The organism is Egibacteraceae bacterium, assembly GCA_040905805.1.
In the GTDB taxonomy this organism is placed as follows: Bacteria; Actinomycetota; Nitriliruptoria; order Euzebyales; family Egibacteraceae; genus DATLGH01.
In genome coordinates this window covers 11,998-34,582 of sequence record JBBDQS010000072.1, presented here as the reverse complement: position 1 = coordinate 34,582, position 22,585 = coordinate 11,998, and the positions used below count along the sequence as shown (strand labels likewise).

The 22,585-nt window shown below is 72.4% G+C and carries 22 protein-coding genes; 7 read left to right on the top strand and 15 right to left on the bottom strand.

What is annotated here, in order from left to right:
* From WD250_08005 to WD250_07965, 9 genes are all read right to left on the bottom strand, one after another.
* The coding region (locus tag WD250_08005; GenBank protein ID MEX2620149.1) for a fibronectin type III domain-containing protein at positions 1-884 on the bottom strand (884 nt) is incomplete at its 3' end.
* A gap of 158 nt (positions 885-1,042) precedes the next feature.
* Positions 1,043-1,201 carry a hypothetical protein gene (locus WD250_08000; protein MEX2620148.1) on the bottom strand — a complete coding sequence of 53 codons (159 nt, stop codon included), beginning with the start codon at positions 1,199-1,201 and terminating at the stop codon, positions 1,043-1,045.
* Between the two features lie 338 nt (positions 1,202-1,539).
* On the bottom strand, positions 1,540-2,541 hold the full coding sequence (gene glpX, locus WD250_07995) for a class II fructose-bisphosphatase (protein MEX2620147.1): 1,002 nt from the start codon (positions 2,539-2,541) through the stop codon (positions 1,540-1,542).
* Positions 2,542-2,580: 39 nt separating this feature from the next.
* On the bottom strand, positions 2,581-3,348 hold the full coding sequence (locus WD250_07990; protein ID MEX2620146.1) for an enoyl-CoA hydratase/isomerase family protein: 768 nt from the start codon (positions 3,346-3,348) through the stop codon (positions 2,581-2,583).
* Positions 3,349-3,393: 45 nt separating this feature from the next.
* Positions 3,394-4,653, bottom strand: a complete 1,260-nt coding sequence (locus tag WD250_07985) for a DUF4032 domain-containing protein (GenBank protein ID MEX2620145.1) — start codon at positions 4,651-4,653, stop codon at positions 3,394-3,396.
* Positions 4,654-4,710: 57 nt separating this feature from the next.
* On the bottom strand, positions 4,711-5,244 hold the full coding sequence (locus WD250_07980) for a phosphoglycerate mutase family protein (GenBank protein ID MEX2620144.1): 534 nt from the start codon (positions 5,242-5,244) through the stop codon (positions 4,711-4,713).
* A 12-nt stretch (positions 5,245-5,256) separates the two neighbouring features.
* Positions 5,257-5,814, bottom strand: a complete 558-nt coding sequence (locus WD250_07975) for a dTDP-4-dehydrorhamnose 3,5-epimerase family protein (GenBank protein MEX2620143.1) — start codon at positions 5,812-5,814, stop codon at positions 5,257-5,259.
* A 55-nt stretch (positions 5,815-5,869) separates the two neighbouring features.
* Complete coding sequence (gene uppS, locus WD250_07970; GenBank protein MEX2620142.1) at positions 5,870-6,652, bottom strand: polyprenyl diphosphate synthase; 783 nt, start codon at positions 6,650-6,652, stop codon at positions 5,870-5,872.
* A 10-nt stretch (positions 6,653-6,662) separates the two neighbouring features.
* Complete coding sequence (locus tag WD250_07965) at positions 6,663-7,919, bottom strand: MFS transporter (protein ID MEX2620141.1); 1,257 nt, start codon at positions 7,917-7,919, stop codon at positions 6,663-6,665.
* 91 nt (positions 7,920-8,010) lie between these two features.
* On the opposite strand from WD250_07965, the gene WD250_07960 reads away from it, so the two are divergent.
* Positions 8,011-8,688 carry a TetR/AcrR family transcriptional regulator gene (locus tag WD250_07960; GenBank protein ID MEX2620140.1) on the top strand — a complete coding sequence of 226 codons (678 nt, stop codon included), beginning with the start codon at positions 8,011-8,013 and terminating at the stop codon, positions 8,686-8,688.
* On the opposite strand, the gene WD250_07955 is transcribed toward WD250_07960, so the two are convergent.
* Positions 8,681-9,538, bottom strand: a complete 858-nt coding sequence (locus WD250_07955; protein ID MEX2620139.1) for a DNA-formamidopyrimidine glycosylase family protein — start codon at positions 9,536-9,538, stop codon at positions 8,681-8,683. The genes WD250_07960 and WD250_07955 overlap by 8 nt on opposite strands.
* A gap of 55 nt (positions 9,539-9,593) precedes the next feature.
* Here WD250_07955 and greA point away from each other — a divergent pair, with 55 nt between their 5' ends.
* Genes greA through WD250_07925 form a run of 6 tightly spaced genes read left to right on the top strand, consistent with a single transcriptional unit; the run spans position 9,594 to position 16,115 of the window.
* A complete protein-coding gene (greA, locus tag WD250_07950) occupies positions 9,594-10,070 on the top strand; it encodes a transcription elongation factor GreA (protein ID MEX2620138.1) in 477 nt (158 codons plus the stop codon).
* 26 nt (positions 10,071-10,096) lie between these two features.
* Positions 10,097-11,458, top strand: coding sequence for a glutamate-cysteine ligase family protein (locus WD250_07945; GenBank protein ID MEX2620137.1), 1,362 nt, complete (start codon positions 10,097-10,099; stop codon positions 11,456-11,458).
* A gap of 10 nt (positions 11,459-11,468) precedes the next feature.
* Positions 11,469-12,791: an ergothioneine biosynthesis protein EgtB gene (egtB, locus tag WD250_07940; GenBank protein MEX2620136.1), complete on the top strand. Its 1,323-nt coding sequence runs from the start codon at positions 11,469-11,471 to the stop codon at positions 12,789-12,791.
* On the top strand, positions 12,791-13,591 hold the full coding sequence (locus WD250_07935; protein ID MEX2620135.1) for a hypothetical protein: 801 nt from the start codon (positions 12,791-12,793) through the stop codon (positions 13,589-13,591). The genes egtB and WD250_07935 overlap by 1 nt, the downstream gene beginning before the upstream one ends.
* Positions 13,588-14,583 carry an L-histidine N(alpha)-methyltransferase gene (gene egtD, locus WD250_07930; protein ID MEX2620134.1) on the top strand — a complete coding sequence of 332 codons (996 nt, stop codon included), beginning with the start codon at positions 13,588-13,590 and terminating at the stop codon, positions 14,581-14,583. The genes WD250_07935 and egtD overlap by 4 nt, the downstream gene beginning before the upstream one ends.
* Positions 14,568-16,115: a sialidase family protein gene (locus WD250_07925; protein ID MEX2620133.1), complete on the top strand. Its 1,548-nt coding sequence runs from the start codon at positions 14,568-14,570 to the stop codon at positions 16,113-16,115. Before egtD ends, WD250_07925 begins: the two co-directional genes overlap by 16 nt.
* A gap of 148 nt (positions 16,116-16,263) precedes the next feature.
* On the opposite strand, the gene WD250_07920 is transcribed toward WD250_07925, so the two are convergent.
* From WD250_07920 to rpmE, 5 genes are all read right to left on the bottom strand, one after another.
* Positions 16,264-18,774: a fibronectin type III domain-containing protein gene (locus WD250_07920; protein MEX2620132.1), complete on the bottom strand. Its 2,511-nt coding sequence runs from the start codon at positions 18,772-18,774 to the stop codon at positions 16,264-16,266.
* Positions 18,775-19,070: 296 nt separating this feature from the next.
* Entirely contained in the window at positions 19,071-19,940 is an 870-nt protein-coding gene (prmC, locus tag WD250_07915; GenBank protein MEX2620131.1) for a peptide chain release factor N(5)-glutamine methyltransferase, read from the bottom strand.
* A gap of 156 nt (positions 19,941-20,096) precedes the next feature.
* Entirely contained in the window at positions 20,097-21,188 is a 1,092-nt protein-coding gene (prfA, locus tag WD250_07910) for a peptide chain release factor 1 (protein MEX2620130.1), read from the bottom strand.
* Between the two features lie 51 nt (positions 21,189-21,239).
* The gene (locus WD250_07905) at positions 21,240-22,301 is read right to left on the bottom strand and encodes a DUF1385 domain-containing protein (protein ID MEX2620129.1); all 1,062 of its coding nucleotides are present in this window, start codon (positions 22,299-22,301) and stop codon (positions 21,240-21,242) included.
* A gap of 7 nt (positions 22,302-22,308) precedes the next feature.
* On the bottom strand, positions 22,309-22,563 hold the full coding sequence (gene rpmE / locus WD250_07900) for a 50S ribosomal protein L31 (protein MEX2620128.1): 255 nt from the start codon (positions 22,561-22,563) through the stop codon (positions 22,309-22,311).
* Between the last annotated feature and the right edge of the window lie 22 nt (positions 22,564-22,585).

Here is a 22,585-nt window from a genome sequence, read left to right as displayed (position 1 = left end):
GCCGCGTCCAGGCTGCGCGCGATGAACGACGCCATCTGGTCACGGCGCACCGACAGGGTCGGGCGGTAGGTGTCGTCGCTGAACCCGGTGACCACCGCAAGGCTCGACGCGCAGTCCACGTTGCCCCGATGCGTCGACGGGATCGCGTCGCGGTCGGTGAACGGCGCCGGTGCCACGTCCTCGGGACACGGACCCGCCCCCGGGGTCGGGGTCGGGTCGGGGTCGGTGTCCTCGGTTGGGGTCACCGCGTTCGAGGTCGCGGGATCGCTCTCGCCGACCTCGTTGATGGCCCGGACCTCGAAGGTGTAGGACTCGCCGGGGGTCAATCCGGTGATCGTGGCGGGACTGTCGCCGAAGATGTCCCGTTGCCCCCCGGGCAGGGTGGTGACGACGTAGTCGGTGACGGCGCTACCCCCGTCGAACTCCGGTGACGACCAGGCGACGGTGGCCGACTCCGGCCCCGCCGTGGCCTCCACGTCGCGAGGCGCCTCTGGTGCCACCGGCTCCTCGAGCGACTCGACGACGACCGCGCCGTCCATGCCGGGGTGGATGTCGCAGTGATAGGTGTACGTGCCCGTGCGGGTGAACCGGTAGCTGAAGGACGTCCCGGGGAAGAGCGACTCCTCGAAAAGGAGGCTGTCGTCCTCGTGGAGGGTGTGCTCCTCCAGGTTGTCGGAGGGCGCCTGCCAGGTGACGGTGTCGCCCGCGCTGACGGTGATCACCTCGGGGATGAACTCCTCCTCGATCACGGTGACCGTGTGCTCCTCGGAGTGGTACGCCTCGACCCCGTCGCCGTCGCCGTGGGCGCCTGCGCCCGCCGCCGGTACGAGCGCGGCGACGAGCATCGCCGTCAGGACAGCACTCCATCGAGCCCGGTTTCTCATCACGTACGCTCCCTGGTCGAAAGAAAAGGTCGGCCTTCGATGGCCCGCCCCGAGGTTACCGTCCGGATCAGGCTTCGCCATTCACGGCGCGACCGGGCTCGCACGGACGCGCCGACCCGGAGCTCCAACGGCTGGCACCGCCACGGCGGGCGGACACGCTAGCGGGGGGTGACGACGACCTGCCAGCACCCGGCGACCTCCAGGACGTCCGCCTGCAGGACCTCGGGATCCTCGAGGTAGACGCGGGCGACGTACTCGGCCTGCTCCCGGTTGAAGAAGTTGAAGAACGGCAGGCTGGTGGCGGCGGTGGTGCTCACCGGTCCTCGCCCCGCCCCCGGCACGACACGCACAGCCACCGCAGGTGGACGAGCTCCAACCAGCCGCGCTGCGCGCAGTCCGTGCAGACGCCGCGACGGTGGGTGCTCATCCCAACTTCCTCTCTCCGACCAGGCGCTGGCAAGCGCTCGCAAGCGCTGCGCTTCCCCAGCCCGGGGCCTGACGGCCCACACCATCGAACATCGGCGCGATGGGATGAGAACTGGAGTGCGGCGCCCCGGTAGGGGCGGGAACCGTTGCCGGTGCGTTCCTCCTACCCCAACGAGTGGCGGGCCAAACGGTCACGGCCGTGCGCACCTCGGTGCGCACGGCTGGCGGCTCAGCCGTACTCGACGGCGGAGTACTCCATGACCTTGTCGAGGTTGTGGTGCGCCTTGATCCAACGGACCGTCCCGGACTTGCCGCGCATGACCATCGATTCGGTGATGGCGCCGCCGGGGGTGTAGGACACGCCGGCGAGCAGGTCGCCGTCGGTGATGCCGGTCACGGCCACGAACGCGTCCGAGCTGTTGCACAGGCGGTTGGTGTCGAGGATCTCGGTGGTGTCGAAGCCGAGCTCCTCGGCGTGACGGCGCTCGTCCTCGTCCCGGGGCCACAGCCGCCCGAGCAGCTCCCCGCCGGTGGCCTGGAGGCCGCACGCGGTCAGCACGCCCTCGGGGGTCCCACCGATGCCGATCATGACGTCCACGTTGCTCTCGGGCACGGACGCCAGCAGCGCCGCGGCCACGTCACCGTGGCTGATGAGCCGCAGCCGGGCCCCGGCCGCACGGCAGTCGCGGACGAGGTCGTCGTGCCGGGGGCGGTCGAGCGTCATGACGAGCAGGTCGTTGGCGTCCTTGCCCTTGGCCTTGGCGATGGCCCGCAGGTTGTCGCCGACGGGTGCGTCGAGGTCGACCACGCCGGTCGCGTCGGGGCCCACGACCCACTTCTCCATGTACATGATGGGGCCGGGGTCGTACAAGGTGCCGCGTGGCGCCGCCGAGATCACGGCCACCGCCCCGTGGCGGCCCTCGGCGAGCAGCGTGGTGCCCTCCACCGGGTCCACCGCGATGTCGACCTCGGGCGGGTGGCCGGTGCCGACGCGCTCACCGTTGGCGAGCATCGGCGCCTCGTCCTTCTCACCCTCGCCGATGATGACGACACCGTCCATCTCCACGGTGTTGAGCACGGCGCGCATCGCCCCGACTGCGGCGCCGTCGCCCTCCTCCTTCTGCGCTCGGCCCATCCAGCGGCCGGCGGCCATCGCCGCGGCCTCCGTCGCTCGTACCAGCTCGAGGGCCAGGTTGCGGTCCGGTTGCTGCGGCTGACGGGAGTCGGTCACGGCGTCACCTCATGAGATCGGGGACGAGGAGCATACCGGTCAGCGGCCGGGGCCCGGCACACCCGGCCATCCGGCGGTCCGCTTCGGGTCGGGCATGGTCAGGGCGGCGTAGTCGCCGTCGGCCTCCGCCAGCCCGTGCAGCGCGTCGTTCTCCACCGCGATGCGGTCACCCAGACCGGAGAACCGCCCGAACAGCCGCTTGAGGTGCGCGACGCTGTCCGGGTGGTTGGCGGCCATGCGGACGGCGGTGTCGAGCGCGCCGTCCAGTGCGCCCCCGGCGCGCGCCAGCCGCTGCACCAGACCGATGGACCGCGCCTCCTCGGCGTCCATGGTGCGCGAGGTGAGCACGAGGTCCTTGGCCGCGCCGAGCCCCACGAGTCCCACGAGCTTCGCCGCCCCAACCGGGATGCCGAGTGCGGCTCCGGGGAAGCGGAACGACGCCGTGGGGTCGGCCACCCGGACGTCGCACGCCGCCGCCACCTCCGCCCCGCCTCCCACGCAGTGACCCGCGACCGCGGCGACGGTCGGCTTGGGGCAGGTGCCCACGGCTTCGTAGACCTGGCAGAACAGGTCCATGCGGCGGACGCGCCCCCCGTGGTCGAGTTCCTCACGCAGGTCCGCGCCGGCGGAGAAGGCCCCGCCGGCACCGGTGAGCACGACCACGCGCACGGCCGTCTCGGCCACCGCGTCGGCCAGGGCGTCGAGCAGCGCGCCCAGCATGGCGGTGTCCATCGCGTTGCGGACAGCGGGTCGCGTCAGCGTGAGCACCCGCACCGACTCGTGGTCCTCGAGGCTGACCAGGCTCACGGCGGTTCCCTCCTGTCCCGGCTGTCCCGAGCGTGGCCGCCGACCCTATCCGTAGCCCATGAACCCGTCACTGCCGAGCACGGTCCGCTCGTCGGGGACGGTGGGCAGGATGCGATTCATGTAGGACGCCACCGCCTCCTCCACGCCCACGTCGCGGCCCGCGGCCTCCGACAGGAACCACTTGTGCTGGATGACCTCGTGGAAGACCTCGGCCGGTTCGAGCTTGCCGCGCAGTGCCTCGGGGATCGCCGCCACGGTCGGCTCGAACACCGTCGACAGCCAGCGGTAGGCGGCGACGTTCTCGTTGATGGGCTGGCCCGTCCGTCGCTCCAGGCTCGCGCGGAAGTTCGCGAGGTCGTTCAGCAGGCTGCGCGCCTGGTTCTCCTGTGCCTGCAGGCCGGTCAGCGACAGCAGCCGACGACGGTGGTGGCCCTGCTCGGTCACGTGCGTCCTCATCAGCAGCCGGTCACCGTCGGCGGTGGCGACCAGCTCGACCTCGTCGATGTCGAACCCGAGCTCGTTCAGTCGCCGCATGCGGGCGGCGATGCGGAAGCGCTCGTCGGGCCGGAGGAGCTCGTCGTTGGTGAGCTCGGCCCAGAGCCGCTCGTACCGCCCGCGGAGGTCCTCCGCCACCGCGAGCGGGTCGGGCTCGGGCGCCAGGCCGAGCTCCAGCTGCAGGTCCAGCAGGCCGCCGGCAACGTTCTCCTGGGTGAGCTCCAGGTCGTGCCGGCGCTGGCCGGCGGTGAGCGTCGAATGCCATTCTCCGGTCTCGATGTCGACCAGGTACGCCGCGAGCTCGCCCGCGTCCCGACGGAAGAGGGTGTTGGACAGCGAGCAGTCGCCCCAGAAGAACCCCGCGAGGTGCAGGCGCACGAGGAGGACCGCCAGCGCGTCCAGCAGGCGGTCGGCCAGCCCCGGCGCCGCCGACGGCTCCCGGCGGTGCATGAAGACGGTGCGGTACGGCAACGAGTAGTCGAGGAAGCGCGTGACGAGCACGTCCTCCAGGCCCGCGTGTCCGGTGCCCGCGCGCTTGACGACCCCGACGACATCCACCGCGGGGAGGGACTCCTCGGCCATCTTGCGTAGCAGGCGGTACTCGCGATCGGCCAGACGGGGCGGCAGCTCCTTCAGCGCGTACACCTGCCCCTCGTAGTCGATGAAGCGGACGACGTGGCGGTGCACGCCGCGCGCGACGTCGACGATGCGCTCGTCCACCCACTCGTCCAGGGGCTCGTTCCAGGGCAGGTCCAGGAAGTCCGGATGCCCCGGACGCGACAGGATGCGCAGACCGCTGATCGTGGCCATCCGCACACGCTAGTACCACCGCGACGCGCGCACGACCCGGTCCTCGGGGGTACCCGCTCAGGGGTGCCTGCGCGCCTCCACGCACCGGCCATCGCGGAACCGCAGCGAGATGCGCGCTCCCTTGTGCAGGCCCACATCGGGCAGGACGAGGCCATCGCGGCCGGCGAGCGCGGCGAGGAGCGCGGGCACCACGTCGCCGTGCGAGCACGCCACGATGCGCCGGCCCGCCAGCTCTGCCGTCAGCCGGTCGACGAACCCCAGCGCGCGTCCGCCCAGCCACGCCGACGCCACCCAGGCGTTGCCGCGGTCGGTGCTCGGCACCGTCGGCGCCTCGGCGAGCGCCTCCTCCTCGAGCAGCGACCCGCCCGCCGCGGCCAGCAGCGGCTCGAGGGTCTGCGCGCAGCGCAGGGTCGGGCTGGCGTAGCACGCGTCGACCGGGCCCTCGTCGAGGATCGCCCGGGCCAGCGCCTCGGCCTGCGCCTGCCCGGCCGCGGTGAGCGGGCGGTCACGGTCGGGGCGGTCCCCCCACCCCTCCCGCGCCTGCGCCTGCGCATGGCGCACGAGCTCGATCCGCGTCACGACCTCCTCCATCCGCGGGGTCTGCTACCGCCACCGCGGGTGGTCGGGGAACAGCTTGCGCAGGGTCGGGTTGTCGCGGTCGGCATCGGAGAGGACCGGGTCCGCCATCGGCCAGTCCACGCCGAGGTCAGGGTCGTCCCACGCGACCGACGGCTTGTCGATGTCCGGTCGCCAGTAGTCGCTCACGTCGTACAGGTAGTCGACCGGGTCGGAGCCGAGGGTCAGGAACGAGTTGGCCAGGCCCTGGGCGATGAACAGCCGGATGCGCTCGCCGTCGGGCGGCTCGCCCAGGCGGAACGTCCGTGCCTGACCGAACGTCGGCGAGGACGCACGGATGTCGGCGATCGCCGCCATGACCTGTCCCCGCACCACGTAGACGAGCTTGTCCCAGGGCTCGGCGTGGAAGCCCCGCAGCACCCCCGGCGCGGACCGGGAGTGGTTGCCCTGGAGCAGCACCGGTTCACGGCCGAGCACGTCGGCGATCTCCGCCACCTGATAGGTCTGGCGGAAGAACCCGCGGTCGTCGCCGTGGGTCGGCCAGCGCACGACCAGCAGACCCTCGATGTCGGTCGCCTCGATCATGGTCTCTCTCTCGTCCCGCGCCGATGGACCCCTGTGGCGCCGGGCGCCGGCCGCCTCAGCGACCGTACCGGCGCTGGCGTGACGCGAAGTCGCGGAGGGCACGCAGGAAGTCCGTCTTGCGGAAGGCCGGCCAGTAGGGATCGCAGAAGTAGAACTCGCTGTTGGCCGACTGCCACAGCAGGAACCCGGAGAGGCGGATCTCGCCGGACGTGCGGATGATGAGATCGGGATCGGGTGTCCCGTTGGTGTACAGGTGGGCCGCGATCGCCTCGGGGGACAGGTCCGCGATCGCCTCCTCCAGGGTCGCTCCCGCCGCGTGGCGCTCCTCGAGGAGCCCCCGCAGGGCATCGGTGATCTCCTGGCGGCCGCCATACCCCACCGCCACCTGCACGTGGAGACCGTCACCGGTGGCGGTGCGCTCCTGCGCCTCCTTCAAGACCTCCCGCAGCTCGTCGGGAACCTGGTCCAGCGCCCCCACCGCCGTGACCCGCAGCCCGCGCGTGCGGTTGCGCGGCTCGGTCGCCAGCTGCTCGATGGTCTGGGCGATGATGCCGAGGAGGTCGCTGACCTCTTCGGCGTCACGCTGCAGGTTGTCCGTCGAGAGCAGCCACAAGGTGACGTAGGGGATGCCGAGCTCGTAGCACCAGTCGACGAGCTCGTGGATCTTGCCCGCACCGAGGCGGTGGCCCTCAGCCACCTTCCCGAACCCCTTCTCCCGCGCGAACCGGCGGTTGCCGTCGAGCACGACCCCGACGTGGCGCGGCAGCGCACCCCCCCGCAACCCGCGCACGAGGCGGTGCTCGTACAGCCGGTAGAGCCACTCGGTCGCCAGTGCCATCGCCCCGATCCTACGCGACGGTCGTCGCGGCGGACCCCAGCGTCTCGCGCATGCGAGCGGCCGCCAGCGCGGCGACCACCAGCAGCACCCCCGCCACGCCGAAGCCCCAGCCGTACCCGACGCGGTCGGCGAGCAGCCCCGACACCAGCGGGCCCAGGACGACCCCGAGGTCGCCCGCGGTGTTCAGGACCCCCATGGCGAGCCCGCTGCGCTGTGCGGGCACGACGTCCCCGGCGACAGCGGGCGGGACGACCGACGTGAAGCCTGTGGCGAGCCCGTACAGCGTCACCATGACGAAGAAGGCGGGCAGCGTCCCGGCCAGACCGAAGGTCGCGGCGACGACCCCGAACGCGAGGTAGGAGGGCACGGCCAAGGGGCGTCGACCGATCGTGTCGGCGATCCGGCCCGCCGGCCACAGGGCCGCCAGCTGTGCCAGGGCCGCCACGGTGAGCGCCAGCCCCACCAGGAAGGGGCCCGCCCCGATCTCCTCCGCCCCGAAGACCGGCAGCAGGCTGAACCGCAGCCCCGTGGCCGCCCACCGCGACGCGCCCATCATGATGAGCGCCGCCACGAACGTCCGATCGGTGCACAGCTGCCGAGCCGCGCGCCATATGGGCCCGAAGCCGCGCGGGTCGGCGGCCAGGCCGCCGTCGGGGCCCTCGGGGATGGTCACGTCGTCGACGGCTGCCCGCGCGTCGGTGACGGGCAGGAACAGGTAGGCCACGACGGCCGCCGCCCCGCAGAAGGCCGCGTAGATCACGAACGGCCACCGCAACCCGAGCGGCTCCGCCAGCAGCCCGCCGACGCTCGGGCCCAACGAGATGCCGAAGAGGAACGCGCCCTGCAGCATGCCCACCGCCCGCGCCCGCTGGTCGCGGCGCACCGTGCGGACGATGAACGCCAGCAGCGCGTTCAGGAACAGCGCGCTGCCGACGCCGCCCAGACCCCGCAGGACGAGCAGCGCGACGTAGTTCGGAGCACCGGCGACGAGCAGGCTCGAGAGCGCGACGATGCCCGCCCCCCAGCAGATCGAGGTGCGCATCCCGATGCGGTCGGTGAGCGCGCCGGTGTAGACGTTGGACACGAGCCGGGTGGCGGCGAAGACGCTCACGACGAGCGACACCTCGAAGAGCCCGACGCCGAAGTCGCGCGCGAACAGCGGCAGGACCGGCACCACCACGCCGAACCCCAGCGCGACGACCACGGCGATCGCCATGGCCGTCACGAAGGTGGGGTCGGCGAGCAGACCGGACCGCAACGGGCGCACCCACGATCCTTTCGGACGATGTTTCCAGGTCGAACGAATCCGTCGGACGAACCGCCGAGTCTACGCGCGCGCTCCGGTGTAGCCTGCCCGGATGGACGTGGCCACCTCCCCCCGCACGGAGCGCACGGCCAGCACCGCCGAGTTCCGACGCCGACAGCTCCTCGACGCGGCCGATCGGGTGATCCGCCGGGACGGCCCCTCGGCGTCGATGGACGTCATCGCCGCCGAAGCGGGCATCAGCAAACCGATCCTGTACCGCCACTTCGGGGACAAGGGCGAGCTCTTCCGCCTGCTGGCCGAGCGCTACGTCGAACCGGTGATGGGCGGGCTCCTGCCTGCCCTGTCCCAGCACGCCGACGCGCGTACCCGGCTCGCCGCCGCCATCGACGTGTACCTCGGCTTCATCGAGGCCGAACCGCAGACCTATCGCTTCCTGATGCACCGCAGGCTCGCGGACCATTCCCAGGCACGCGCGACCGTCTCCGACTTCATCGTGCGCGTGGGACGCGAGGTCGGCGCCGCCATCGCCACAGAGCTCACGCGCTCGGGCAGCTGCGACGCACCCGCCGAGGCCTGGGGTCAGGGCTTGGTCGGCATGGTGCAGGTGGCCGGCGACTGGTGGCTGCAGACGAGCGACATGCCGCGCGAGGAGTTCGTCGACCACCTCGTGACGCTCGCCTGGAACGGCTTGTCCCTCCTCGAGGCGGGCGCCGGGGATGCGGCACGAGGGGCCCGGTCCCCCGCGGGGGGCACCGGCGACGCTACTTGAGGAACTTGCTGGTCGTGTTGTCGGCCAGCACCTTGCCGCCGGTCTGGCAGGTGGCGCAGTAGTTCACCGTGTAGCCGCGGTACTCCACGGCCCGCACGCTGTCCTGGCAAGCCGGGCATGGCTGACCGGTGCGGCCGTGGACGCCACCGGGTCGCTCCCTCGAGGCGCTCATGTCGTCGAGCGCACGCTCGACGGCCAGGCTCTGCGTCACGCACGCGCCGATGGCCTCCACGAGACGACCGGCGTCGTCCGCGAGCCTGCCTGTCGGCGCGAAGGGTGACAGCCCCGCTGTGTGGCACACCTCGTTGGCCAGACGGCGGCCGAGGCCGGCGATGACCTGCTGCTTGCGCAGGAAGGTGTGCAGGCGCATGGAGTGGGCCTGCAGCATGGCGGCCATCTCAGGCACATCGACGTCGTCCGCCTCGGGTCCGAGGCCCGCGAGCGGCTCGGCGGCCAGCGGGTCGCCGGCGATCATCCACACGCCGGCGCGCCGCTCGGAGCCGGCCTCGGTGAGCAGCAGCGCTCGCCCGTCGGCGAACGACCAGCGGGCGACCGGCTGCGCGCCCCGCCGTCCCCCGCGGGGGCGTGCCCGCCCGTCCCCCGCCGCCCCCACGCGCAGCCGCCCGCCCTGCATCAGATGCACCACGTAGGTGAGGTCGCCGAGGGCCAGCAGCAGGTGCTTGCCTCGCCGGCCCACCTGCTGGAGCTCCCGCCCGAGGGGTGCGTCGGGCGGGGGTGCGAAGGTCTTCAGCACGGAGAACGTCAGGGCGTCGAAGCCGGTGAGCTCCAGCCCGGCGAGCGTCGCGGTCAATCGCTCGGCGTGGGCCTGCACCTCGGGGAGCTCCGGCATGGTGCACAAACCGTAGACTCTCCGGCGGCCCCCAGCATCCGACAAGGACATACACGTGAACAGCGAAGCGGTATGGCTGTCCCAGTCCGCGTACGAGCGGCTCAGCGCGGAGCTGGCCCACCTCAAGGGTGAAGGTCGCACCCAGGCGTCCGCCGCGATCGAGGTTGCGCGGGCGCACGGTGATCTGCGCGAGAACGCGGAGTACCACTCCGCCAAGGAGGAGCAGGGCAAGATGGAGGCGCGCATCCGCCAGCTGGAGCAGATGCTGCGCGAGGCCAAGGTCGGCGAGGCACCGGGAGGCGACACCGTCGCGGCGGGCATGGTCGTGAGCACCGTCGACGAGCACGGCGACGAGGAGACCTTCCTCCTCGGGAGCCGGGAGGACCGCGCACAGGGGCTGAGCGTGGTGAGCGCCCAGTCGCCACTCGGCCGTGCGCTCGTCGGCAGCAGCGTCGGGGACACGGTGGCCTACGCCGCACCGGCCGGCGAGTTCTCCATCACCGTGACCGGCGTCCGTCCGCTGGACGGCTGACGACCCGCGCGGCGTCGAGGCACGCCATGCCCACGCACGACCTGCGCGCCGCGCTGGCCGCCGACGAGGTCCGTGACGTGGTCGCGGCGGCATGCTACGCGCCCGAGCCGGGCGCCCCGGAGCTCGGCAAGGTCGGCCTCGAGGCCGAGGCCTTCCCCGTCCGGCTCACCGACGGCGGCGCGCCGGCCGGCAGGGTGCCGCTGACCGATTCCGGCGCCCCGGGCACGTTGTCCGTCCTCGGGCGCCTGACCCCCCACACGCAGACTCCGGGGGGCGTCCCGCTGTTCGCCCTCGACGCGGGCACGCAGGTGACCTGCGAGCCCGGCGGGCAGGTCGAGGTGGCGACCGCACCCTGGGACACCGCCGCGGCCGCGCTCGCCGCGCTCGACCGGACGAGCATGGACGTCGCTCATTCCTACGCCATGGCCGGTGCGACGCTCGCCGCGGCCGGCGTCGACGTCTGGCATCCCGCCGACAGCGTCACCCGGCAGCTGGAGACACCGCGCTACTCGGCGATGGCGGCATACCTGGCCCGGCGCGGGCCGGCCGGGCGCACCATGATGTGCCACACCGCCTCCCTGCAGGTCAACCTGTGTCTCGGCCCGCCGTCGACCGCCGGGGAGCGCTGGCTGGTCGCAAACCTCCTCGCCCCGCTCCTGGTCGCGACGTTCGCTGCCAGCCCCGTCCCGGGAGCCGTCTCCGGCCGGGGCCTGCTGTGGCGACAGCTCGACCCCACCCGCACCGGCCTGCCCGCCCGATTCCTGTCCGGCAGCGAGGACCCCGTCGACCAGCTCGCCGGCCTCGCACTGTCCGCCGACGTGCTGCTGGTCCACACCCGACACGGCTGCCGACCGGGCACGCCGGGACGGACGTTCGGCGACTGGCTCCGCGCCGGGGGCCCGGCGGGCTGGCCGACCGCCGAGGACCTGCGCTATCATCTGACGACGCTCTTCCCCGAGGTCCGGGCGCGCGGCTTCCTGGAGCTGCGGGGTGTGGACGCGCTGCCGCGGCGCTGGCGCGCCGTGCCCGTGGTTCTGCTCGTGGGCGCGTTGTACGACGCTCGGGCCCGCCAGCAGATCCGTGGCCTGCTCGAGCGCCACCGGGCGACGCTCTCGACGCTGCTCGATCGCGCAGTCGTCTCCGGGGTGGCGGACCCCGCCATGTGCGCACAGGCCGTCGAGGCGTGGTCGCTGGCGCTGGCCGGTGGCCGCCGTCTGCCGGTGGGCTACGTGCGCGACCAGGACCTGCGGACCACCGAGACGTTCCTCGACCACTTCACGATGCGCGGGCGGTGCCCCGCCGACGAGCTGGCGGAGCGCCTCGCGGACTCGCCGGCTGCGGCGCTTGCATGGGCCGGCGACCCCATCGACACCCTCACCCCGCTGTAGGTTGCCCCCGATGACCGCCCCTCACGCCCCCGTGCCCGCGCTCGTCGGTGCCCTCGACGAGGGTCGCCGGGTGACCCACGCGCTCCTCGAGCCGCTCGACGACGACGAGGTGCACCGGCAGGTCGACCCGATCATGAGCCCCCTGGTGTGGGACCTCGGCCACATCGGGACCTTCGAGCAGCTGTGGCTGCTGCGCGCCCTGGGCGAGGACGCCGGCTGGGACCCGCGGCTGGCCGCGCTGTACAACCCGTTCGACCACCCGCGAGCAACCCGCGCCGGCCTGCCGATCCTGCCGCGCGCGGAGGCCGTCGCCTACCTCGACGAGGTTCGCGGTGACGCCCTGCGGGTGCTGCGCCACGACGGCCTCGACCCGGACGACCCGCTGCGGGCGGGCGGGTTCGTCTACCACCTGGTCGCCCAGCACGAGGCCCAGCACCAGGAGACCATGTTGCAGGCCCTGAACCTGCGTCGACACGCCCCCGCGTACCCGCCCGCCGCCGCCCGGCATCTGCCGCCGCCGCGTCCCGTGGACGACGCGGACCGCGTCACCGTCCCGGGTGGCCGCTTCGTGATGGGCGCGACCCTGACCGGCGCCTACGACAACGAACGGCCGGCCCACCCCGTGGAGGTGGGCACATTCGCCCTCGACCGGTTCCCCGTCACCAACCGCCGGTACGCCGCCTTCGTCGCCGCGGGCGGCTACGACCGTCCGGAGCTGTGGACGGCGCGCGGCTGGGCCTGGCGCAGCGAGCGAGGCCACCGCTGGCCGCAGGGGTGGCTGCCCTCGGCCGAGCAGGGCTGGATGCGACGCCGGTTCGGCCACGTCGAGCCCCTCGACCCCCGCGAACCCGTCCAGCACGTGAGCTGCTACGAGGCCGAGGCCTTCGCCACCTGGGCCGGCGGGCGGCTGCCGACCGAGGAGGAGTGGGAGAAGGCCGCCGCCTGGGACCCGTGCGCAGGACGTGCCCGCACCTACCCGTGGGGGGACGCACCGCCCACCCCCGCTCGGGCCAACCTCGACCGCCGGGCGTGGGGTCCGGCCCCGGTCGGCTCCTACCCCACCGGGGCCAGCGCGTACGGGATCGAGCAGATGGTGGGCGACGGCTTCGAGTGGACCACCTCGGGCTTCGATCCGTACCCCGGGTACACGACGTTTCCCTACCCCGAGTACAGCGAGGTGTTCTTCGGCGGCGACTACCGGGTGCTGCGGGGTGCGAGCTGGGCGACCCGGCCGACGCTGGCACGGGCATCGTTTCGCAACTGGGACCACCCGTACCGCCGCCAGATCTTCGCCGGGCTCCGCCTGGCCTACGACGCAGCGTCCACCCCCTGATGTGCCGTCTGGCGGCGTACGTCGGGCCGGCGGTGCCCCTGTCGACCCTGCTGTACGACGCGCCCCGCTCCCTGCAGGTGCAGGCGTACGACCCCCGCGAACAGCTGTCCGGAGCCGTCAACGTCGATGGCACCGGAATCGCCTGGTGGCCGGCCGGTGACGCCGAGCCGTTGCGCTACGTCACCGAGCGCCCACCGTGGTCGGACGTGAACCTGCCGACGCTGGCCGCCCGGCTGCGCTCGGGGGCGCAGCTCGCCGCGGTGCGGGGCGCGACCCCGGGCCTCGGGCACGGCGCGGGGCTCACCGCACCGTTCGTGCACGAGCACGTGGCCGGTGCGCACAACGGCTTCATCGCCGAGTACCGCACCCGGGTCGCACGCCGGCTCCTGCAGCGGTTGCCCGACCACCTGCACGCCCGGGTCGAGGCGGCCAGCGACTCGCACGCCTTGTTCCTCCTGGCGATGGCGCACCTGGAGGCCGACCCGCACGCCGCGCTGGCAGGCGCAGCAGCCGCAGCCGTGACCGAGGCCGCGGCGGTCTGCGCCGACCTGGGCACCCCCGCAACCCTGACGCTGCTGCTCGCGGACGGGACGACGGTGGTCGGGACCCGAACCGCGTCCGGCACCGCCGCGAACACGCTCTATACGCTGGAGGATGGAGCCCGATGGCCAGGCGCGACACTGCTCGCGTCCGAGCCCCTCGACGACGACCTCGGCTGGAGGCCAGTACCCGACGGCTCGGTGGTGCAGGTCAGCGCCACCGAGGTCCGCACGACGCGCGTGACGAGGAGCCCTGCGTGAGCACCGACACCGACCTGCTGCGACTCGTCGAGGACGACGACCAGGGCGCTGCTCTGGCACGGGATGTCCGGGCCGGCCTCGCCGCCTCGCCCCGGTCCCTGCCGTCCAAGTGGCTGTACGACGCTCGCGGGTCCGTGCTCTTCGAGGAGATCACCGCGACCCCGGAGTACTACCTGACCCGCACGGAGGCCGCGATCCTCGAGCGCCACGCCGACGAGATCGTCCGCGCCGTCGCCCCGGCGGAGCTCCTGGAGATCGGATCCGGTTCGTCGCGCAAGACCCGCCTGCTGCTGGAGGCCATGCACCGCCACGGCACGGGTGACGCCTACGTGCCGTTCGACGTCAGCACGGACGCCGTGGAGGAGGCCGCAGCGGCGCTGGTCGCGGACTACCCCTGGCTGCAGGTCCGGGGGGTCGTGGGTGACTTCCACGAGCATCTCGCGGCGGTCCCCCGCACCGGTCGGCGCCTGGTGGCGTGCCTGGGCTCGACCATCGGCAACTTCCCGCCCGCCCAGCAGGTCGAGCTGCTCACCGACATCGCGGGCACGCTGGCCGACGGCGACGTCCTCCTGCTCGGTGCCGACCTGGTGAAGGGTCCCGAGGTGCTGGAGGCCGCCTACGACGACGCCGCGGGGGTCACCGCGGCGTTCACGATGAACCTGGTGACGGTCCTGCAACGGGAGCTGGGAGCCACGATCGACGCCGACGCCCTCCGGCACACGGCCCGCTGGAACCCCACGGAGGCGCGCATCGAGATCGGCCTGGAGGCCGTCGAACCGACCGTGTGGCGCTTTCCCGACCTCGACCTCGAGGTGGCGCTGCGGGCGGGCGAGGTGGTCCGCACCGAGGTCAGCTCCAAGTTCACCCGCGGCACCCTGACCGAGCGTCTGGCCGCAGCCGGCCTTGCCCTGCGAACCTGGTACACCGACCCCGACGAGCTGTTCGCTGTCGCCCTGGCCACCCGCGACGGGCACGGGTGGGCACCATCGTGACGATGCTGAGCGTCGTCCTGGTCGCGCTGCTGGGGCTCGCCGGCGGATCCGGCACCCAGGTCTCCGACGAGGTCTTCATCACTGACGTCGGTGCCGGCCCCGAGGCCGAGCTCATCGCCAACAACTCACCGACCGCCGTGATCAACCCGCAGGACCGTGACAACGTGGTGGTCGTCCACCTGATGGATGCCCCCGGTTTCAGCGCCCGCCTGCACTACAGCCGCGACGGCGGGCGGACCTGGTCGTCCACGGACCTGCCCCTGCCGGAGGGCACCGGCAACCCGGAGGGCCCGCCACTGGAGCTCACCGAGGAGGGTGAGGTGCGCTTCGTCGAGACACAGCGCCCGTACGCACCCGACGTCGCCTTCGGTCCAGACGGGACCCTGTACGTGGCCTACGTCAACCTCATGGGTCGCGGCAACGTGCCGGACAACCTGTGGCTGGCGCGGTCCGAGGACGGCGGTGCGACGCTGTCCGAGCCCGTCCGGGTCGCCGGGGAGCGGGTGTTCCAGACCCGGGTGGTGGTCGACCCCGACGGCGTCGTGCACCTCACGTACATGCAGGCCGACGACATCGGCGTGTGGGCGCTGGCCAGCCCGCCGACGCTGGTCGCGACGCGCTCCGAGGACGGGGGCGAGACCTTCAGCGACCCGGTGCCGTTCAGTGACCCAGCACGGCCGCGGGTAGCGGCGGCCACCCCGGTGATCGACGCCGACGGGGACCTGGTGGTGCTCTACCAGGACTTCAAGGACAACGTCCGCGACTTCCAGAACCTCGAAGGCCCCGCCTGGGAGGGCACCAGTGCGCTGGTGCTGACCCGCTCCACGGACGGCGGCCGCACCTTCTCCCCCGGTGTGGAGATCGACGACGAGGTGGTCGTCGGCCAGCGCTTCATCGTGTTCCTGCCCGAGTTCCCGTCCATCACCGCCGCACCCGACGGGACGCTCTACGTCGCGTGGGCTGACGCCCGCGCGGGCAGCCGGGACGTGCTCCTGCGTCGATCGGTCGATGGCGGGGACTCCTGGTCGGCTCCGGTCCGGGTCCACGACCACCCGGCCGACGACGAGACGGCGCAGTACCTGCCCAGGGTGGCGGCCACCGACGACGGGCGCGTCGCAGTGCTGTACGTGGACCAGGACGACACCGACGGCGCCATGGCCACGACCAGGGTCGCGGTCTCCGCCGACGGCGCAGCTCCGTTCGAGACCCGCCAGCTGTCGTCGCGGGCCTTCGACGCGACGATCGGCCCGCGACCGCAGGCGGCGCACGTCGAGCCCGGCGTGGGTGCGCGGCTGGGGCTCGCCGCCTGGGACGGCAGCCTGATCGCGGTCTGGACCGACACGCGCATCGGGGAGGACCGACCCGAGCTGGTGCGCCAGGACATCGCGGCGACCAGGGTGCGCCTCCCCGACCCTCCCGCCGAGGCCGACATCACCGCTGCCCCATGGTCGCTCGTCCTCATCGCCGCGGCGGCGGTGGCGCTGCTCGCCCTGGTTCTCGTGGTCCGGCGAAGGCGAGCCGGCCGGCGCTAGCTCTGCTCGTGAGTCGCCGGAGCTTGCCGAGGCGATCCCGACACGCCGCGAGCCCGACCCATCGGGCCGGGCTCACGAGGAGGTCGCACACGAGCCGGCGGGCCAGGCCGTCGTGCGCCTGGCCCGCCGGTGTACTACGGGTCGGTGGTTAGCTCGGGTGGGTGACGTGGCCGTCGGCCATGCCACGGTTGAGCACCCGGGCCAGGAACGAGCCCATCTGGTCGCGGCGCACCGACGCCGCGGGGGTGTAGGTGGTGGGCGTGGTGCCCTGCGTGAAGCCGGCGGTCGCCGCCTTCTCGATGTTGGCCAGGTGGGTGTTGCCCGCCACGTCGGTGAACGGCGAGGGGGTGCGGGCAAGCGTGCTGTTGTCGATGTGCTCGTAGGCGCGGATCAGGAACGACGCCATCTGGTCGCGGCGCACCTCCTGGCTGGGCGCGTAGGTCGTGGGGCTGGTGCCCAGCACGATGTCCAGCGCGGCGAGCTGGTTGATGCGGTCGGCGTGGACGTTGCCGGCGATGTCGCCAAAGCCCTGGTCCGACGCTGCCGGCAGGGTCACCCCCGACGCCTCCAGCAGCCGGGCGATGAACGACGCCATCTGGTCACGCCGCACCGGGTTGGCCGGGCTGTAGGTCGTGGGCGTGGTGCCCTGGGTCAACCCGAACCACACGATGCAGCCGATGTTGTCCAGGTGGGTGTTGCCCGCGATGTCGGTGAACGGCGACTCGGGCACGGCGTCGGGGTCACACGCCTCGTCGCCGGGGCCGACCCCGTCCAGCGTGGTCACCGAGACCGACGGGCCGTCGTCGGACTCGTTGCCCGCCGCGTCGTAGGCCTCCACCGTGAACTCGTACTCGGTGTCGGGGTCCAACCCGGTCACCTGCAGGGTGGTGCCTGCCTGGTCGGCGATCTCCACGCCGTCCTGGAACACCCGGTAGCCGGTCACGCCCTCGTCGTCGCTGGCCGCGACCCACGACAACGCCACGCTGCTCCCGGTGATGTCCGACGCGGTCAGCTCCGCGTTGCCGGGCCAAGCCGGTGCCGTCGTGTCGGGTGGCGCCACCGTCGTCACCGTCGTCGTCGGCCCGTCGGTGGACTCGTTGTCCGACGCGTCATAGGCCTCCACGGAGAAGGTGTAGTCGGTGCCGGGGGTCAGACCGGCGACCGACAGGGTCTGTCCCTCCTGGTCCGCGATCTCCGTGCCATCCTGGTACACGCGGTACCCCGTCACGCCGTCGGTGGCGGCCGTCCACGACAGCTCCACGCCGGTCTGGGTGACGTCGGAGGCGGTCAGGTCCGCCTCGGCCGGCCAGGTCGGCGGGGTCGTGTCCGGGGTCAGGGCCAGGTCGAGATCGAGGACCTCCGGGGGCACGCCCACGACCGGGCTGACCCGGGTCTCGTAGCCCTCGGCTTCCACGACCACGTACCAGCAGCCCTCCGCGACGTCCCAACCGTAGTAGCCGATCTCGTTGGTGATGAACGGGTTGACGTTCGGCGAGATCTGCGGCGATGCAGGGTTGACGAGCGCGCCGAGATCGATCTCGGCGTCGGGCTCGCCCGTCCAGTCCTCGCCGTCGCGAGTATCCACGGTGCGGCAATCGCCGTCGCCCGCCTCCACCTGGTCAGGCGCCGCGCCGGGCACCCGGTACAAGAACACGTCGGCGCCGACGACCGGCTCGCCGGTCTCGGCGTCGCTGACGATGCCGCTCGGGTCGTACAGCACGATCGTGCCGACGACGAGGACCTGCGTCGTCCCGTCCTCGCAGGTGACCTCGACGACCACCTGGCCGTTCGGGTTGCCGATGATGGTCGCGGCCGGGATCACCCCGGTGTAGACCGAGCTCCCCTCGCTGACGGGCGCGATCGGGAACTCGACGCCGTCGTAGAGTAGCTTCACGTCGGTCGCCGTGCAGTCCAGGTCGGTCAGGTCCGTGAAGATCGTCACGTCGGAGACGTCGCCAGCCGGCATGGCCACGGTGAACTGGCCGGTCACCGGGTCGATCATCACGCTGCCCGAGGCGCTCTTGGCATCCGACGGAGGCGCCAGGGGCAACTCGTCGGCCGAGTCGAGGTAGGCCCAGAAGGCGTACAGGCTGTCGCTCGTGCCGCCGGCGCTGAGGGTCAGCCGGACCGTCTCCCCGACCCGCCCGGCCAGATCGACCACGACGCCCCGCCAACCCGTGCTCTTCAGCGCGGTCCCCGACCCCCAGGCGCCCTGTTCGTACGCGGCGAGCACCTCACCGGTGGCCGGGTCGGTGACCGCCACATCGAAGCGGAGCTCGTCGAAGCCCGTGTAGTCGTAGGTGAAGACGTTGAAGACGAACTGCTCGCTCTCCTGGGTGACCACGAAGTCCTGGCAGATCTCGTTCGGGCCGAGTGGCTGGTTGACCTCCGCGCTGTCCGTCGGGGTGCCGAGCACGGCCATCTGCTCCCCCTCCCACGGGCTGGTGTACGCATCTGCGCCGGTGACGGCCACCGAGTCGGTGACGTCGCCGACGGTCCAGCCGGTGAAGTCGCCGGTCTCGAAACCCATGTTGGTCAGGCCGGTGTTCTGCGCCTCGAGGGGCTCCCCGAGGTTGCTGCAGGCGCCGGGGGTCGGTTCCTGGGCCCTGGCCGGCGCCACCCCGACGAGGCCGAGGGCGAGCCCGAGGGTCACCAGCATGACGACAGCCTGGTGGACGGTGATCGTTGGAGCACGATGTGGAGCATGCACTGGCATGGTGAGCCTCCCGCTTCGGTGACGTGTCACGAAGCAGGAAGTGGCCCCGCTCCGCCCGCGATCCGGGTGGCGGCGACCACCCGGCTGCAGATGTATCGCGCCCTGATTGCGTCCCACCGCTCAAGGCGCTTGCCACTATAGGGGACCAACATCCACTGGGCAAGGTCCTTGTGGTTGCGGCTGCGTCCACCCCGCCCGCCAGCGTGTCGCCGGCCGTCAGCTCGAGCGTGATGGGGGCGCTACCGCTTCCCCACGTGAGGGCGCGGGCGGCGGGCGACGACCACGCGGTCGCGTCCGGCCAGGTCCGCCACGGTGCCCGACTCCGTCAACCCAGCTGCGGCCGCGCGGGCCGCAGTGGCCGCTGCCCGGCGCTCGTCGACCTCCAGCAGCAACCAGCCCCCCGGCGTGAGCCACTCCCCCGCGGCGGCGATCAACCGGTCGCTCACCTCGTGACCGCTGGGACCGGCGACCAGCGCCGACCGCGGGTCCCACTCGACGACCTCCGGCTCCAGGCCTGCGAGCTCGGACTCGGCCACGTAGGGCGGGTTCGAGACGAGCACGTCGACCCGCCCGCGCAGCCCCGGGTCGACCGGCGCCAGCAGGTCCCCCCGCAGCACCGTGACGCCCACCCCACACCGGGTGGCGTTGTACCGGGCCAGGTCCGCGGCAGCCCGCGACAGATCCGTGGCCACGACCGTACCCGGGTGCGCCTCGGACGCGACCGCGCAGGCGATGGCACCGGTCCCGGTGCACGGCTCGACCACGACCCCGCCCACGGGCACCCGCGCGACCGCCTCCCCGGCCAGCACCTCGGTCTCCGGCCGGGGCACGAACACCCCGGGACGCACCACCACCTCCAGGTACCGGAACCCCACCGACCCGAGGATCAGCTGCAAGGGCTCCCGCTCGGCCCGCCTCTCCCCCATCCCCCGCAAAACCCCCACCTGCTCAGCCCCCAGCTCGAGGTTGGCGGCCGTGAGGAGCTCCGCCCGGCTGAGTCCGGTGACGCTGCGCACGAGCAGCTGCGCATCGACCTCGGGTGTCACCACCCCCGCCGAGGCCAGCAGGGTCTCCAACTCCCCGAGCACGACCCGCAGCGCCACGCTCACGACCGGGACATGCACAGATCAAGGCGGGGCCGCAGCGCCACGCTCACGACGGTGCCACAGTGTGGCCTAGGCGGGGCCGCATCACCTGGAGGCGACCTGGAGCGAAGCGACCTGCAAGCCGGAAGGTGATGCGGCCCCCGCCTTCAGCAGCGACGATCACGACCCGTCGGAGAGCGTGGCGAGACGGCGACGCTGCTCCTCCTCGGCAAGCGCCTCGACGATGACGCTGATGTCGCCCTCGAGCACGTCGTCGAGGTTGTTCACCGTCAGGCCGATCCGGTGGTCGGTCACCTGGCTGCGCGCGAAGTTGTAGGTGCGGATCTTCTCCGAGCGGTCGCCCGTCCCGATCTGCGCCGACCGCACATCGGCACGCTCCCGGGCGGCCCGCTCCTGCTCCGCCTGCAGCAGACGGGACCGCAGGACCCGCAGGGCCTTCTCCTTGTTCTGGAGCTGAGACTTCTGGTCCTGCATCGACACGACCAGGCCGGTGGGGCGGTGCGTGATGCGCACCGCCGAGTCGGTCGTGTTGACGGACTGCCCCCCGGGGCCCGAGGAGCGGAACACGTCCACGGTCAGGTCGTTCGGGTCCACGGTCACGTCGACCTCCTCGGCCTCGGGCATCACGGCCACCGACGCCGTCGAGGTGTGGATGCGCCCGCCCGACTCCGTCACCGGGATCCGCTGCACCCGGTGCACGCCCGACTCGTGCTTGAGGCGGGAGTAGACGCTGTCGCCGCGGACCTCGAAGGTCGCCTCCTTCAACCCGCCCACACCCTGGGGGGAGGTCGACAGCTCCTCGACCTTCCAGCCACGGCGGTCGGCGTAGCGGGAGTACATGCGGTAGAGCTCGCCGGCGAAGAGCCCGGCCTCGTCGCCGCCGGCACCCGCGCGGATCTCGACGATGACGTTCTTGTCGTCCAGGGGGTCGCGGGGCACGAGCAGCAAGCGCAGGCGATCGGCGAACTCCTCCGCCCGGGCCTCGCTCTCCTCGGCCTCGGCGCGAAACAGCTCACGGTCTTCGGCGCCCGAGTCACGGGCGAGCTCCCGGGCGGCGGCGGCGTCGTCGCGTGCCCTGCGGTAGCCGTTGTACACCTCGACGACCTCGGCCAGCTCGGCGTGGCGCTTGGCCGTGCGGGTGTAGCGGGAGGAGTCGGCCAGCACCTCGGGGTCGCCGAGGGCCTCGGTGAGCTCATGGTAGGTACGCTCGATCTCGTCGAGGCGGTGGTCCAGGTCGGTCGTCGCGGTCACGTGGCACCTCCAGCGGTTCGCGGGGCGGCGGGGCAGCTCACACGCGACCAGCTACCCGCCGGAGGTCGGCTCCTCGGGGGCGACCGGCGCACCGGTGGCCCTCGGGGACCACCCGGCCGCGTCCGCGTCGACCTCGTCGGGGCCCCAGACCAGGGGGGCGGTCAAGGCGGGGGAGATCCGACCGCCGAGGTCCGCGCTGGGGACGACGGCCTCGAAGGCGCGGATGGCCACCTCGATCATGTCGTCCTCGGGTGGCTTGGTGGTGATCTTCTGGAGCCACAACCCGGGCTTCATCATGGCGCGAACCACGAGGTTGTCCTTGCCCGCCCCGAGCCGCAGTCCCTCGTAGGCGAGACCGGCCACCACGGGCAGCAGCACCACGCGCAGGGCGATCTGGTATCCGGCGTAGCCGAGCCATCCGATGTCGTCAGCGGGCGGCACGAGGACCCCGGCGAGGCTGTACACGACGGTGGCGAGCAGCATGAGCATGAGCAGGAAGTTGGTGCCGCAGCGCACGTGCAGCGTGGAGTACCGGTCGACGGCGCGGGGTTCGAGCACCTCGTCGTGCTCCCAGGCGGCGATGGTCTTGTGCTCGGCGCCGTGGTAGGCGAACACCCGCTTGATGTCCGACACGAGCGAGATGGCCCAGAGGTAGCCGAGGAAGAGCATGACCCGCACCACGCTCTCGACGACGTGGTACACCCACTCGCTGCCGAACACGTCCCGCAGCGCGGACAGCCCGGCGTTGGGCAGGACGATGAACACGCCGATGAACAGCAGCAGGGCCATGATGAGGCTGCCGCCCATCTCCTTGCCCGACAGCTGCTCGTCCTCGTCGACCGACTCGTTGGCGGAGATGGTCAGCGCACGCGTCCCGATCGAGAGGGCATCGACCAGCCCGTACATCCCGCGGAACATCGGCTTGCGGAACAGGGGGTGGCGCTGGGGGAAGTCGCTGACCGGGTGGCGCTCCACGTAGATCGCCCCGTCCGGGCGGCGCACCGCGACGGCCCAGGTGTGCTGACCGCGCATCATCACACCCTCGATGACCGCCTGGCCACCGTAGAAGTGCGGGCTGTGCTCGTCGGCCTTCTCGGGCGCCTGCTTCCCCACGCCGACGTCAGGCCTTCTTGCCGGCGGCCTCGGCCTTGTCGGCGGCCTCGGCCTGCTTGGCCTGGGACTTCTCGAAGCGCTTGCGGTAGCGCTCCACCCGCCCGCCGGTGTCCACCAGCTTCTGCTTGCCGGTGTAGAAGGGATGGCATTCGCTGCACAGCTCGACACGGATCTCGGGCGCCGTCGCCCGCGTCACGAACTGGACGCCGCAGGAGCACCGCACGGTGCTCTCGACGTACTCGGGGTGGATGTCGGACTTCATGGGGAGGTGCTCCTGGAAAAGA

Coding starts and splice junctions, on each gene's coding strand:
- WD250_07985 (MEX2620145.1), bottom strand. CDS start 4,653: ATGGCCACGATCAGCGGTCTGCGCATCCTGTCGCGTCCGGGGCATCCG.
- WD250_07980 (MEX2620144.1), bottom strand. CDS start 5,244: ATGGAGGAGGTCGTGACGCGGATCGAGCTCGTGCGCCATGCGCAGGCG.
- WD250_07975 (MEX2620143.1), bottom strand. CDS start 5,814: ATGATCGAGGCGACCGACATCGAGGGTCTGCTGGTCGTGCGCTGGCCG.
- uppS (MEX2620142.1), bottom strand. CDS start 6,652: ATGGCACTGGCGACCGAGTGGCTCTACCGGCTGTACGAGCACCGCCTC.
- WD250_07960 (MEX2620140.1), top strand. CDS start 8,011: ATGGACGTGGCCACCTCCCCCCGCACGGAGCGCACGGCCAGCACCGCC.
- WD250_07955 (MEX2620139.1), bottom strand. CDS start 9,538: ATGCCGGAGCTCCCCGAGGTGCAGGCCCACGCCGAGCGATTGACCGCG.
- WD250_07945 (MEX2620137.1), top strand. CDS start 10,097: ATGCCCACGCACGACCTGCGCGCCGCGCTGGCCGCCGACGAGGTCCGT.
- egtB (MEX2620136.1), top strand. CDS start 11,469: ATGACCGCCCCTCACGCCCCCGTGCCCGCGCTCGTCGGTGCCCTCGAC.
- WD250_07935 (MEX2620135.1), top strand. CDS start 12,791: ATGTGCCGTCTGGCGGCGTACGTCGGGCCGGCGGTGCCCCTGTCGACC.
- WD250_07920 (MEX2620132.1), bottom strand. CDS start 18,774: ATGCTGGTGACCCTCGGGCTCGCCCTCGGCCTCGTCGGGGTGGCGCCG.
- rpmE (MEX2620128.1), bottom strand. CDS start 22,563: ATGAAGTCCGACATCCACCCCGAGTACGTCGAGAGCACCGTGCGGTGC.